The following is a 14142-nucleotide window of genomic DNA, read 5'->3' as shown; positions in this document are numbered from 1 at the left end:
GCGTCGCCTTCTCCAGCTGCGCGAGCGCGACCCTGCCGGCGGTCTTCGCCTCCATCGCCTGCTGCTGGACCTGACACAGCGTCTGCATGTGGTCGGCGTCGAAGTTCAGACGCTCGATCAGGAAATCGACGAACGCGCGCACCTTCGGCGAGACAAGTCGGCCGCCGGGAAACACGGCGTTGAAATCGACTTCCGGGCCGGTCCACCCGGCAAGTACGCGCTGCGCCATGCCGGCTTCGACGAAGGCCTTGGCCATCACGTCGCCGGTCAGCATCAGGCCTTCGCCCTTGATCAGCGCCCAGTTGAGCGCGGCGGGATCGTTGGCGACGAGTTGCGGATTGACCGGAAAATCGCGCAGCGCGCGCCCGTCGGTCAATGACCAGACGAAGCGGTTGTTGGCGTTGTGGCTCTTGCGCATCACCAGTGTGCGGTGGTGCTGCAGGTCGTCGGGGTGCAACGGTTCGCCGTGCTGCTCGATGTAGGACTGGCTGGCGAAGACCTGCGTACGCAGGCTGCCGAGCTTGCGCGCGACGAGGTTGGAATCGGGCAGCGTGCCGATGCGCAGGGCGAGGTCGGCTTCGCCGGCAATGAGATCGAGCTTCTCGTTGCCCATGTGCATGTCGAGCTGGATCTCGGGGTATTGCGCCTGGAAGTCGCCGAGCAGCGGCGCGATCCAGGTGATGCCAATCGAGTACGGCACGGTGAAGCGCAACCAGCCGCGCGGCCCGCTCTGCAATTGCGCCACGGCGCTCTCGGCGTCTTCGAGTCCGCGTGCGATGCGCTGGCAATGCTCGTGATAGATGCTGCCGGCTTCGGTCAGGCCGAGCCGGCGCGTGGTGCGGTTGAGCAGGCGCGCGCCCAGTCGCTGTTCCAGTTCCTGCACCTTGCGGCTGACCGTCGTCTTGGGCAGGCCGAGCGCGTGGGCGGCGGCGATGAAGCTGCCCTGTTCGACCACCTTGACGAAGATGAGGGTCTCGTTGAGATCGTGTGCCATGGGAACTCCGGAAAAGCGGGGGCGCGTGCGGTGCGCGGACGATTGGACCGTGACGGGGATAATTATTCCCTCGAAAGGGGACTAATCAAGTCCCCTTTCGAGGCGGATCATCTGCGGCATCCCCCGAGTCGACGCCGCCCATGTCCGCCCATCGCCCCGCCGCGCCCCCCGCGCAACGCCCTGCGACCACGCCCACGCGTCGCCGCGGGCAGCGTATGGAAATCCCGCCGAATCAATCGTCTAGCGCACGGATCGCCCCCCCCAGGCGGCTCCAGGCCGGTCGCGCCGGCTGGGGCTGGTTGTGGTCCTGGCTGCCCGGCACGCGCCCGCTCCGCGACACGCCGGTGTCGATCGAAGACCGGTTTTCGGGAGACAAAATCCCATGAAAGGGACAATCAAGGCGCCGCTGGTGATTGTCGGCGCCACCGGGATGATCGGAACGCGCGTGGTCGCGCAGGCACTGGCCGCCGGGCGTCGCACGATCGCGGTCGCCCATGACGTCGATGCGCTGGCGCGTCTGGAGGCCCAGCACGGCGCCGCGCTGACCACGCTGGTGGCCGACATCCGCAGCGACGGGGACGCCGCCGACCTCGCCGCACGCCTGCGCGCCTTGCCCGGCCCGGCGCCGGGCGCGGTGATCGCGGCGATCCGGGGCACGGCCGGCAGCCGGCGTGTGCTCGATGCGCCCGCGGACTTCCTGAGGCGTCGCCTCGACGAAGACCTGCTGCCGCATCTGTCCATCGCGCGCCATCTGCTGCCGATGCTCGCCACGCAGCCGCGCGCCGGCTATGTGCTGGTCGGCGGCCCCGGCGCGGACCATCCGTGGTCCGGCTACGGCCATCACTCGATCGGCGCATCCGCGCTGCGGATGCTCGCGCGGGTGCTGCACGAGGAAGCCCGCACGCTGCCGGTGCGCGTGCAGATGCTGGCCGTCGACTCGCCGATGCGCTGCGATGCCAACGCCGCCCATGCGCGTGCGCAGTGGCCGGATGTCGAGGCGATCGCAGAGCACGCCCTGCGTCTGGTCGATGGCGCCGCGAATGCCGACGTCGCCCTGGTGCGCTTTCCGATCGGCGCCGCCGTGCGCCCGCCGGGTCTGTCCGACGACCTCGATGTCGGCGCCTGCGCACCCACCCACACCCACCAGGCCGACGCCAGCGCGCTGCTGCGTCGCCTGGCCGCCACCGCTGCCCCCCAGGAATCCCGCTCATGATCCGCTCCCACATTTCGCCGCGCGCGTGGCGCGCCTTCGCTGCCACCGGTCTCGCCGTCGCCGTCGCGCTCGCGGTCGCCGGCTGCGACACCCAGGCCCAGGACCAGACCCAGCCGCCACCGCCGGAGGTCGGCGTCGCGGCTGTCCTGTCGGAACAGGTGCAGGACTGGAACGACGCGACCGGCCGCATCGCCGCGGTCGAAAGCGTCGAATTGCGGCCGCGCGTCAGTGGCTACGTGCAGCGCGTCGCCTATGCCGAAGGCGACGAGGTGGCGAAGGGCGACCTGCTGTTCGTCATCGACCCGCGGCCATACCGCGCCGCGCTGCAGCGCGCGGAAGCCGAGCTGGCCCGCGCCCGCGCCGATGCGCAGCTGGCGACCACGCGTCACACCCGCGCGCAGCAACTGATCGATGCCAGCGCGATCTCGCGCGACGATTTCGAAGCGCGCAGCGCCGGTCGCGCCGAAGCCGAAGCCGCGGTGCGCGGTGCACAGGCCGCGGTCGACACCGCACGACTGGATCTCGCCTTCACCGAGGTGCGTGCGCCGGTCGCCGGCCGCGCCGGACGCGCGATGCTCACCACCGGCAACCTCGCCCAGGCCGACGCGTCGCTGCTGACCACCGTGGTCTCGCAGGATCCGGTGCACGTCTATTTCGAGACCGACGAGCGCACTTATCTGCGTCACCAGGCGATGTCGCGCGAAGGGACCCGCAAAAACGCCGACAACGCGGTGCGCGTGGGTCTGGCCGACGAGACCGGCTATCCGCATGCCGGCACCGTCGATTTCCTCGACAACCAGATCGACCCCGCGACCGGCACCGTACGCGCCCGGGCCGTGCTGCCGAATCCGGACCGTCGCTTCACCCCGGGCCTGTTCGCCCGCGTGCAACTGGAAGGCGCGGCCGCGCGGCCGGCGATCCTGATCGACGACAAGGCCGTGATCACCGACCAGGACCGCAAGTTCGTCTACGTCGTCGGCGAGGACAACACCGCGCAGCGCCGCGACATCGTGCCCGGCCGCATCGTCGAAGGCCTGCGCGTCGTCGAGTCGGGCCTCGCGGCCGGTGACCACGTGATCGTCAACGGCGTGCAGAAGGTCTTCATGCCGGGCATGCCGGTCGCGCCGAAGGCGGTCGCGATGCGTGGTGGTGCGCCGGTCGAGGCGATCGCGAAGCGCTGACGCGCGCTGCTTGAGCCGCTCTCCCCTCGGTAGAGGGGTTGGGGTGAGGGCTGCCGGTCGCGCCGGGAGTGCCCCGCCCTCATCCGGCCCTCCGGGCCACCTTCTCCCCAAGGGAGAAGGGCTCGCTGTTTCGATTTTTCTCCAAACGGCCCCCGCGCCGCCCACAAGGATTTCCCCGTGGACTTCTCCCGCTTCTTCATCGACCGGCCGATCTTCGCCGCGGTGCTGTCGATCCTGATCTTCGCCGGTGGCCTGATCGCCATCCCGCTGCTGCCGATCGGCGAATACCCGGAGGTCGTGCCGCCGTCGGTGGTCGTCCGCACCGTGTATCCCGGTGCCAATCCGAAAGTGATCGCCGAAACCGTGGCGACGCCGCTCGAGGAAGCCATCAACGGCGTCGAGGACATGATGTACATCAAGTCCGTCGCCGGCTCCGACGGCGTGCTGCAGCTCACTGCAACCTTCAAGCCGGGCACCGATGCCGACGAGGCGGCGGTGCGCGTGCAGAACCGCGTGGCCCAGGCGCTGGCGCGACTGCCCGAGGACGTGCGACGGCAGGGCGTGACCACGCAGAAGCAGTCGCCGGTGTTCCTGATGGTCGTGCATCTGACGTCGGAAGATGGCCGCTACGACTCGCTGTACCTGCGCAACTACATGCGCCTGCACGTCAAGGACGAGCTGGCCAAGATCACCGGCGTCGGCGATGCGCAGCTCTTCGGCGGCGGCGACTACGCGATGCGGCTGTGGCTCGATCCCGACAAGGTCGCCGCCCGCGGTATGACCGCCAGCGACGTGGTGCGCGCGGTGCGCGAGCAGAACGTCCAGGTCTCCGCCGGCCAGCTCGGCGCCGAGCCGATGCCCAATGGCAGCGATTTCCTGTTGCCGATCAATGCCAAGGGCAGGCTCGAGACCGTCGAGGAATTCGGCGACATCGTGTTGAAGTCCGGCACCGACGGGGAGCTCGTGCGCCTGGCCGATGTCGCGCGCATCGAACTCGCCGCCGGCGACTACACGCTACGCGCGCGACTCGACGGCAAGAACGCAGCGGCGATCGGCATTTTCCAGGCGCCGGGCGCGAACGCGCTCGACATCCGCGACGGCGTCGTCGCGAAGATGGACGAGCTGCGCCCGCAGCTGCCGCCGGGCGTTGAGATCCAGTCGATCTACGACACCACGATCTTCGTCCGCGATTCGATCAAGTCGGTCGTCGTCACCCTGCTCGAAGCGACGCTGCTGGTGGTGCTGGTGGTGATCCTGTTCCTGCAGACCTGGCGTGCGTCGATCATTCCGCTGATCGCGGTGCCGGTGTCCATCGTCGGCACGTTCGCCGTGCTGTACCTGCTGGGCTACTCGATCAATACCCTGACCCTGTTCGGCCTGGTGCTGGCGATCGGCATCGTGGTCGACGATGCGATCGTCGTGGTCGAGAACGTCGAGCGCCACATCGAGCTCGGCGCGGCGCCGCTCGAGGCCGCGCATCGGGCCATGCGCGAAGTGTCGGGGCCGATCATCGCGATCACCCTGGTGCTGTGCGCGGTGTTCGTGCCGATGGCGTTCCTGACCGGCGTGACCGGGCAGTTCTACAAGCAGTTCGCGGTCACCATCGCGATCGCCACGGCCATCTCCGGCCTCAACTCGCTGACCCTGTCCCCGGCGCTCGCGGCGATCCTGCTCCGCGCGCACGACGCGCCGAAGGACCGCGCGTCGCGGTTGATCGACCGGGCGTTCGGCTGGGCGTTCCGGCCGTTCAACCGCTTCTTCAACCGCAGCTCGCAGCGCTATGAAGCTGGGGTGTCGCGTGTGCTCGGTCGCCGCGGCGCGGTGTTCCTGGTCTACGCGGTGCTGCTGGTCGGCGCGGGCGTGATGTTCAAGGTGGTGCCGGCCGGCTTCATTCCGGTGCAGGACAAGCTGTACGTGATCGCCGGCGTGAAGATGCCGGAGGGCGCATCGATCGAGCGCACCGATGCGGTGCTGAAGCAGATGGCGGCGCTCGCCAGTGAAGTGGACGGCGTCGCCAGCGAGATCGCGTTCCCCGGCCTCAACCCGCTGCAGTTCACCAACACGCCCAACAACGGTGTGATCTTCTTCACCCTCGATCCCTTCAGCGCGCGCGCGCGCAGCGCCGAAGAGATCACTGCCGAGCTCAACCAGAAGTTCGCGACGATCCAGGAAGGCTTCACCTTCGCCTTCATGCCGCCGCCGATCCAGGGGCTGGGCAACGGATCGGGCTGGTCGCTGTTCGTCGAGGACCGCACGCGTCTGGGCTACGGCGAATTGCAGGCCGCGGTGCAGGCGTTCCAGGGCGCGGCGATGCAGACGCCGGGCCTCGGCTATCCGATCAGCAGCTACCAGGCCAACGTGCCGCAGCTCGATGCCGACGTCGATCGTGAGAAGGCCAAGGCGCAGGGCGTGCCGCTGACCGAACTGTTCGACACGCTGCAGACCTATCTCGGGTCGGCCTACGTCAACGACTTCAACATGTTCGGCCGCACCTGGCAGGTCATCGCCCAGGCCGACGGCCAGTTCCGCGACGAGGTCACCGACATCGCCAACCTGCGCACGCGCAATGCGGCGGGCGAGATGGTGCCGGTGGGCTCGATGGTGAACGTGCGTCAGACCTACGGACCGGACCCGGTGATCCGCTTCAACGGCTATCCCGCGGCCGATCTGCTGGGCGATGCCGACCCGCGCGTGCTGTCGTCCGGTGAGGCCATGGCGAAGGTCACCGAACTCGCCGGTCAGGTGCTGCCGGCCGGCATGGGCATCGGCTGGAGCGACCTGAGCTACCAGCAGTCGAACCAGAGCGGTGCGGCGATGGTGGTGTTCCCGCTCGCGGTGCTGCTGGCGTTCCTGGTGCTCGCGGCGTTGTACGAAAGCTGGTCGCTGCCGCTGGCGGTGATCCTGATCGTGCCGATGACGCTGCTGTCCGCGCTGTTCGGTGTGTGGCTCGCCGGCGGCGACAACAACGTGTTCGTGCAGGTAGGGCTGGTCGTCCTGATGGGCCTGGCGTGCAAGAACGCGATCCTGATCGTCGAGTTCGCCCGCGAACTGGAGCTGCAGGGCAAGGGCATCGTCGAATCCGCGCTGGAAGCCAGCCGTCTGCGTCTGCGTCCGATCGTCATGACCTCGGTCGCCTTCATCGCCGGCACCGTGCCGCTGGTGCTGTCGACGGGCGCGGGTGCGGAAGTCCGCTCGATTACCGGCGTCACCGTGTTCGCCGGCATGCTGGGCGTGACCCTCTTCGGCCTGTTCCTCACCCCGGTGTTCTACGTCGCGCTGCGCAAGCTCGCGAACACGCCACTGGTCTCGCACAAGCCGGTTGCGCCCGCGCACGACGCTGCAGACACGGGTCTGCACGCATGACCGGCGCCGCTGCAGTGCGTCCCGGGCACGTTCGCCGCTTCGAACCCGGCCGCGCCCACGCGCGCGGCCGCATCCAACTTTCCCAGTCCAGGAGTCACCCATGAACACCTCGTCCCGTATCGCCCTCGTCACCGGCGCCACCCGCGGCATCGGTCTGGAAACCGTGCGCCAGCTCGCCGAAGCCGGCGTGCACACGCTGCTGGCCGGCCGCAACCGCGACAAAGCCGTCGACGCCGCATTGAAGCTGCAGGCCGCCGGCCTGCCGGTCGAGGCCATCGCGCTCGACGTCACCGACGCCGCGAGCATCGCCGCGGCGGCGAAGACCATCGAGGACCGCCACGGCCGGCTCGACATCCTGGTCAACAACGCCGGCATCCTCGCCGACGATCCGCAGCTCGGCGCCGCCGGCCAGTCGATCGACACCTGGCGCACGACGTTCGAGACCAACCTGTTCGGCCTGATCGCCACCACGCAGGCGCTGCTGCCGCTGCTGCACAAGTCCAAGTCCGGCCGCATCGTCAACGTGTCCAGCCTGCTCGGCTCGATCAGCGAGCACCAGAACCCCGAGTCCTTCATCTACGACTTCAAGGGCGTGCCGGCCTACAACGTGTCCAAGAGCGCGGTGAACGCGTGGACCGTGCATCTGGCGCACGTGCTCAAGGACGCCGGCATCAAGGTCAACACGATCCATCCGGGCTACGTGCGCACGGACATGAACAAGGCCGGCGACGAGCAGAACGGCGAACTCGAAGTCGCCGACGGTGCGCGCACCAGCGTGCGCCTGGCGCTGATCGACGATGCCGGCCCCACCGGCGGCTACTTCTATCTCGACGAGGTGCTGCCGTGGTGATGCGACCCCTGATCTCGGTGCTGGCGGCTGCCCTGCTCGCCGCCTGCGCCGTCGGCCCCGACCACGTGCGGCCGTCGATGGCCGTGCCGCAGAGTTTCGAAGGCACGGCCGCACCGGATGCGACCACGGCGACCGCGAGCGCGGCGAACGCGACCGTCGCGCCCGCCGTCGCCGACACCGCGTTCTGGCAGGCCTTCGCCGATCCGCAGTTGAACGCACTGGTCGACGACACGCTGGTCGCGAACCACGACCTGCGCATCGCGCTCGCCCGCTATGACCGCGCGAATGCGTTGCTGCGCGGTACGCGCTTCGACCAGTTGCCGACGCTCGATGCCAGCGGGACGGCCGCAAACAATCGCGCGAGTGCCGACCAGGCGCCCGGCGTGCCGCGCGATGCACGTGACACCGACAGCTTCGACATCGGCATCGGCGCCAGCTGGGAACTCGACCTGTTCGGCCGTGTGCGCCGCAGCGTCGAGGCCGGCCGCGCCGAGGTCGCCGCGAGCGCGGACGATCTGCGTGCGGTGCAGGTGGCGATCGTCGGTGACGTGGCGACGGCCTACCTCGACCTGCGTGGCCTGCAGGAACGCCTGCGCGTGGCGACCGAGAATGCCGGCAACCAGCAGCACACGCTGGCGCTGGTCGACGCGCGCCGCGAGGCCGGCCAGGACAGCGATTTCGACAGTGCACGCGCCTCGGCGCAGGCCGCGTCGACCGCGTCGCGCATTCCGGTGCTGGAGGCCGAGATCGCCGTCGCCACCCACCGGATCGCCGTGCTGACCGGACGCACGCCCGATGCACTGCGCGCGCAGCTGACGCTCGCGCGGGCATTGCCGGCCGTGCCGCGTTCGATCGATCCCGGTACGCCGGCCGACGTGCTGCGTGCGCGTCCCGACGTGTCGGCGGCCGAGCATCGCCTGCATGCGGCCACCGCGCGTGTCGGCGTCGCCACGGCGGATCTCTTTCCGCGGCTCACGCTCGGCGGCCTGATCGGCGGCCAGGCCGGCGACATCGACGCGCTGTTCGGCCGCGACAGCGAAACGCGCTTCGTCGCACTGGGCATCGACTGGTCCTTCCTCGACATCGGCCGCGTACGCGCACGCATCGCCGCGGCGGACGCCGACGCCTCGATGGAACTCGCGCGCTACCAGCAGACGGTGCTGCGCGCCCTGGAAGACACCGGCAACGCGCTGGTGCGCTTCGATCGCGCCTTTGATGCCGACGTCGAACTCGATCGCGCCGCCCGCGACAGCGCCCGCGCCGCCCAGCTCGCCCGCCTGCGTTTCGACGCCGGCGGCACCAGCCTGCTGGAAGTCCTCGACGCCGAACGCAGCCAGCTGCAGGCAGAGGACGCCTTCGCGGCCGGACGCACGCGGACCGCGACCGAGGCAGTGGCGCTGTACCGCGCACTCGCCGGCGGCTGGCCGCAGATCCTGCCGGCGCGGGAGACGGCGGGGATGCGCTGAAGCCGACGCACTCGGACGTCGATCGTTGCCCTCGACCAGGCGCGGATCAGGTCATTCCGGCGCAGGCTGGGCTGACGCGCGCTGACGCCAGTTTCCGCCGATGTGACCAGGTCCGCTTCGCGGACGACGGACGTTCCTTTCCGTAAACGCGGATCGCTTAGAGCGCCGGCCCATCCACCTGATGCGCCGGCGCCGCGCCATGTGCACCACCACGCGACGCGAGCTCGCGCGACTGCGGTTCCAGCGCTCCGAATCCCTGCTGCAGCCACGCCTGTCCTGCTTCACTCACCAGCTGCGCGCGCAAACGTTCCGAAATCGCAAACCCATCCTCGCGCGCGGCCGCCGACAGCAGATCACTCGCGAACGCCGCGTTTCCGAGACCCGCATCGCGCACCGGCACGCTGCCCTGCACCGGCCCGATGCCGACACGCTGCCATTCGAGCGCCGCGGCCATCTCTTCATTCCGCGGCATCGCGTCGCGGCAGTCGAGCTGGCATAGCGTTGGCGGCGCCAGCAGATCCTGCATGCCGCGCATACCCTCGCGATCGAATACGGATGTGCCGTAGAAGAACTGATGGTCCTCGGAGCGGTGGATCACATAACGCTCGGGGTCTTCCGGCAGTGCGCGCTTCTCGAGCGGTGGCGGCTGGATCATGCTGTTGATGAAGTCGATACTGAGATTTCCCGCGAGGATGCCGAGCCCGTCACGCCGATAACCTCCGCCAATGTCGCTGTGCGCACCGGCGACGCTGACGTTGAGGAAGCGACCATCCGGCGTCATACCGAAGTCGTTGATCAATGTGCCTTGGAACAGATTGCGTCGCTCGTGCATCGCGGTGATCTGGAAGGCCGACACGACGGACTCGGCAAGACGTCGATCATTCTGGCGCGGTGCGCCGGTGCCGACGGGATCAAACAGCGCTGCAGCCTGGATGACACTGCCCGGCTCCCGCAGCGGAGGATTCGGATAGATCACTTCCCCGACGATCAGGCCGTCGGCATTGCGCTTGAAGATGGCGTCCGTCGGATCCTGGATGCCGCGTTCTTCGACGAGCCTGGTGAATCCGGCTGCCTGCTCGGCCCCACGACTGAAGCCTGTTGCGAGGATGCGTATGTCGGCGCCGGGATTCTCGACCAGCCACTTTTGCGCTTGCGTGGTGAACTGCAGATACATGTCCTCGATGCGCGCCTGATAGCTCCCGCCATGCATCGCATCGATCAGCCCGCTGACGCCACGCTGCGTGCCCGGCCCCTCGACATAGCCTCTTCCGATAGGAATGTATCCGAGCCGTTCTCTAGCTTGCGCTGCGTGATCTCTAAATTGCTCGTCGAGACGCGCGACGTTGGTCAGCTTTTCAGGGTCACGCTTGCTGTTTCCGGTGCCATCAAAGGACGCGACGAACAGGCGCTGCTCGCGTCTCCCCTCATCCAGAAGTACCGGCGCGGTGAATTTCTCGAGCGACCGGTTCGCATCCTCGAAGCTCTCAAGATGCGTCGCTGTTGCGGCATCGGCGCGTACGCCGTCCGGTTGACGATTCCCGCCCATGCTCCACCTCCATGTGGATGCAGATCAGTACGTCTTGCTCCATGCCTGAACAAGATCTGCTCGAAAGTTGCTGTATCGGTTGCCCGGAATCCGCGGCGCCTTCAACGAAAGGTGCGCGCGCATGTACACGTTGATCGTCCGGTCGTTGATCTCCATCACGATGTCCGGATTAATCGCCGGCGTGCGATCGGAAATCTCTCCTCGCGGGGCGTCATAAAGCACCAGCTCGTCTTTGAAGATCTCGCCAATGTCGACTTCGGTCTCCAATGGCGTGCCATCGCGGGCTTTCCAACGCACGATCGCAGGCGCAGGAAAGTTCCGAATCGAGATGTGGCCAGCATCGACGGCGTTGAACGAGTTGGGATGCACGTCTTCGCGGGCGGGACGCGGCCCGCCCGAGTAGGGGCGGTTGGCGTAGATCACCGTGTATTCCTGCACCGCATACGTCGCGATGCCGAAGTTGTGCCGCAGGAACCGGAGCGGGAACTCCGTCAGCGGGCCTTGCTGCGGAGCGGCGCTGGTGGGTTGCGGCTGATCGTGTGTCATCGCCATGCCCTGGCATCCTGTCGTGGTGAGTGCGGTGGCGACGAGTGCGGCCGCGAGTCCGCGCGGCGACATGTGGTGTCGATCCGGACGCCCGATCCGTTGGGCCATGGGTGTGCTCCCTGCGCTGGAACGGTTCCGCCCTGCGTCCCGGCACTATGCCGTTGGAGGGTGGCAGGTTCGGGCGGACGCGGGACAGATGCAGACAGGGTGCCGCATCCGATCGCCGTAGGGAATCGGGAGTTGCCGGTATCGGATGTGGGGATGCGCGGGTCGATGAACTGAGTGCTCAAGCGACGGCTGTCGGAATGCTCGCTTTCAGAAACCTGCGAGCGACGTTCCGTCTGCCGCATGCAGCTTCATCGATGCACTCAGGTGCAGGCAGTTCGCACGAATCAATACCGCTGCGAGCGTGAGGTTCGCCCCCACCCAACCCTCCCCCGCGTGCGGGGGAGGGCTTGAAGCGCGTGCGGTCGCGGGGGCGCCGCGACCTTCGAGCAGGATCAGCCGCCCAGCAGCACCCGGTTCATCCGCTGCACGAATGCGGCCGGATCCGGCAGCGGCGCGCCGGCGGCGATCTCGGCCTGTTCGAGCAGCAGCGTCGCCAGGTCGGTCGCCTTCGCATCATCCGCTTCGCTTTCGATCCGCTGCAGCAGCGCGTGCTGCGGGTTGATCTCGAGCGTCGGCTTGCTCTCGGGCACGTCCTGGCCGGCTTCACGCAGCAGGCGGGCAAGATGCGGGGCCATTTCGTAATCCGCGAGCGCGAGGCACGACGGCGAATCGGTCAGGCGCGCGGACACGCGCACGTCGCCGACACGGTCGCCGAGCAGACCCTTGATGCGTTCGACCAGCGGCGCGGCGGCCGTCGCGGCTTCGGCCTGCTTGGCCTTGTCCGCTTCGTCGAGCGGCAGTTCGCCCTTGGCGACGTTCTTCATCGACTTGCCGGCGTACTCGTGCAGGCTGCCGAGCATCCATTCGTCGATGCGGTCGAACATCAACAGCACTTCGATGTCCTTCGCACGGAAGGCTTCAAGTTGCGGGCTGCCCGCGGCGGCCTTGTGGCCGTCGGCGGTGATGTACCAGATGGTGTCCTGGCCGACCGGCATGCGGCCGACATAGTCGTCGAGCGACACGGTCTGCGATGCGCCCTCGCCCTTCGTCGACGCGAAGCGCAGCAGCTTGGCGATGCGCTCGCGGTTGCCGGCGTCCTCGACGATGCCTTCCTTCAGCGTGTTGCCGAAGGCCTTGTAGAACGCGGTGAACTTTTCGGGCTCGTCGCGCGCCAGCTTCTCGATCAGGTCGAGCACGCGCTTCACGCAGGCGCCCTTGATGCGGTCGAGCTGGCGGTTGTGCTGCAGCAGTTCGCGGCTGACGTTGAGCGGCAGGTCGTCGGCATCGACCACGCCGCGCACGAAGCGCAGGTAGTTCGGCAGCAGTTCTTCCGCGGCGTCCATGACGAACACTCGCTTGATGTAGAGCTTCAGGCCCTTGCGCTCGTCACGCCCGCCCATCATCAGGTCGAACGGCGGCTGCGACGGCAGATACAGCAGCGTGGTGAAGCTCTGGCTGCCCTCGACGCGGTTGTGGGTCCACGCGGCGGCATCGTTGAAGTCGTGGCCGAGCGCCTTGTAGAAGTTCTGGTAGTCCGCGTCGCTGATCTCGGACTTCGGCTTCGTCCACAGCGCGGACGCATCGTTGGCGGTTTCCCATTCGGGCGCGGCGTCGGCCTTCGTCTCGTCCTCGCCTTCGGCCGGCATCGGCGCGTCCTTGGGCATGCGGATCGGGAACGCGACGTGGTCGGAATACTTGGTCACCAGCGACCGCAGCTTCCAGCCGTCGAGGAACTCGTCCTCGTCCGCCTTGAGATGCAGGATCACCGTGGTGCCGCGCTCGGGCAGGGTGACTGCTTCCAGCGAGTACTCGCCGCGGCCGTCGCTGTCCCACTTCACGCCATCCTCGGGCGCCGCGCCCGCATGGCGGGTCAGCACGGTCACGCGGTCGGCGACGACGAAGGCCGAGTAGAAGCCCACGCCGAACTGGCCGATCAGGCGCGCATCGGCCTTCTGCTCGCCGCTCATCGCTTCGAGGAAGCGGCGCGTGCCGGAGCTGGCGATGGTGCCGATGTTGGCGACCACGTCGTCGCGCGACATGCCGATGCCGGTATCGCGGATGGTCACCGTGCGCGCGGCCTTGTCCCAGCTGACGTCGATGTGCAGCTCGCTCTCACCCGCCAGCAGCTCGGGATTGGCGATCGATTCGAAACGCAGCTTGTCGCAGGCGTCGGAGGCGTTGGAGATCAGTTCGCGCAGGAAGATCTCCTTGTGCGAATACAGCGAATGCGTGACCAGGTGCAGCACCTGGGCGACTTCGGCTTCGAACTTGCGGGTTTCGGCGGGTGCGGTCATGCGTGTGGCGTCCGTGTGGATGTGGTGCGAGCGGTCGATATTGGTGTGGATGGTGCGGAATCAAGGCGCCACCGCCCTCTGCCGCGGGCCGTCCGCAGGCCGGTCGACCGCTCAGACGTGGGCGATCCACTGGCGCAGCAGTGCCTGCACCCCCTGCGCGCGGGCCTCGAGCGCAGCGCGGTCGGCGAACGCCAGCAGTGCACGATCCGGCGATAGCCAGGTCAGCAGGGCCTGGGGGTCGTCGATCGCGAGTCCGCCGTCCGGCAGTGCACGCGCCTTCGCGCCGCGGTGCAGGACCAGGCCGATGCCGGACGTCGCCCGCAGGTGCGTGGTCGCGAAGTACACGGTGGTGCGCCAGCTCGGCGCGTTCCATTTCACGCCTTCCGCAATGATCGGGTCGACGCCCAGCACCAGCGCGCGCAGACGCTGCACGGCGTCGGCATGCGGGTGGTCGAGCCGGGCCATGAAGGCATCGACGGCGGCCGACGTGTCGGCCGGCGTGCCGTGCCGGGGGCGGGCGGTCTTCGCCATGGCTGGACGCCTGTCGGTCGGCGCCGGCCTAGCGGCCCGGGTGTCGCAGC

At 68.3% G+C, this 14142-nt stretch carries 9 protein-coding genes and 1 pseudogene; 5 read left to right on the top strand and 5 right to left on the bottom strand.

Going from position 1 to position 14142, the window contains the following annotated elements:
* Window positions 1–85: 85 nt before the first annotated feature.
* Window positions 86–994: pseudogene (locus CURTO8I2_RS11245) on the bottom strand (LysR family transcriptional regulator); the annotation flags it as partial.
* A gap of 382 nt (window positions 995–1376) precedes the next feature.
* Between CURTO8I2_RS11245 and CURTO8I2_RS11240 the strand changes: the two are divergent.
* From CURTO8I2_RS11240 to CURTO8I2_RS11220, 5 genes are all read left to right on the top strand, one after another.
* Complete coding sequence (locus tag CURTO8I2_RS11240) at window positions 1377–2207, top strand: SDR family NAD(P)-dependent oxidoreductase (RefSeq protein WP_159681159.1); 831 nt, start codon at window positions 1377–1379, stop codon at window positions 2205–2207.
* Window positions 2204–3388: an efflux RND transporter periplasmic adaptor subunit gene (locus CURTO8I2_RS11235; protein ID WP_159681158.1), complete on the top strand. Its 1185-nt coding sequence runs from the start codon at window positions 2204–2206 to the stop codon at window positions 3386–3388. The genes CURTO8I2_RS11240 and CURTO8I2_RS11235 overlap by 4 nt, the downstream gene beginning before the upstream one ends.
* Before the next feature lie 177 nt (window positions 3389–3565).
* Window positions 3566–6751: a multidrug efflux RND transporter permease subunit gene (locus tag CURTO8I2_RS11230; protein WP_159681157.1), complete on the top strand. Its 3186-nt coding sequence runs from the start codon at window positions 3566–3568 to the stop codon at window positions 6749–6751.
* Window positions 6752–6851: 100 nt separating this feature from the next.
* Window positions 6852–7601, top strand: a complete 750-nt coding sequence (locus CURTO8I2_RS11225; protein WP_159681156.1) for an SDR family oxidoreductase — start codon at window positions 6852–6854, stop codon at window positions 7599–7601.
* Window positions 7601–9067 (top strand): efflux transporter outer membrane subunit, encoded by a 1467-nt coding sequence (locus tag CURTO8I2_RS11220; RefSeq protein ID WP_159681666.1) that lies wholly within the window; start codon window positions 7601–7603, stop codon window positions 9065–9067. The genes CURTO8I2_RS11225 and CURTO8I2_RS11220 overlap by 1 nt, the downstream gene beginning before the upstream one ends.
* 157 nt (window positions 9068–9224) lie before the next feature.
* On the opposite strand, the gene CURTO8I2_RS11215 is transcribed toward CURTO8I2_RS11220, so the two are convergent.
* The 4 genes from CURTO8I2_RS11215 to CURTO8I2_RS11200 all read right to left on the bottom strand — a co-directional run bounded on the left by CURTO8I2_RS11215 (window position 9225) and on the right by CURTO8I2_RS11200 (window position 14092).
* Entirely contained in the window at window positions 9225–10613 is a 1389-nt protein-coding gene (locus CURTO8I2_RS11215; RefSeq protein ID WP_159681155.1) for a DUF2235 domain-containing protein, read from the bottom strand.
* 24 nt (window positions 10614–10637) lie between these two features.
* Window positions 10638–11267: a hypothetical protein gene (locus tag CURTO8I2_RS11210; protein ID WP_159681154.1), complete on the bottom strand. Its 630-nt coding sequence runs from the start codon at window positions 11265–11267 to the stop codon at window positions 10638–10640.
* A gap of 392 nt (window positions 11268–11659) precedes the next feature.
* Window positions 11660–13561, bottom strand: a complete 1902-nt coding sequence (htpG, locus tag CURTO8I2_RS11205; RefSeq protein WP_159681153.1) for a molecular chaperone HtpG — start codon at window positions 13559–13561, stop codon at window positions 11660–11662.
* A 111-nt stretch (window positions 13562–13672) separates the two neighbouring features.
* On the bottom strand, window positions 13673–14092 hold the full coding sequence (locus CURTO8I2_RS11200) for a DUF1801 domain-containing protein (protein WP_159681152.1): 420 nt from the start codon (window positions 14090–14092) through the stop codon (window positions 13673–13675).
* Window positions 14093–14142: the final 50 nt, after the last annotated feature.

This window comes from Luteimonas sp. 9C, from assembly GCF_902506295.1.
In the GTDB taxonomy this organism is placed as follows: domain Bacteria; phylum Pseudomonadota; class Gammaproteobacteria; order Xanthomonadales; family Xanthomonadaceae; genus Luteimonas.
Note: the sequence above shows the minus strand (reverse complement) of the source record. Positions and strands in the feature narration are given on the sequence as shown.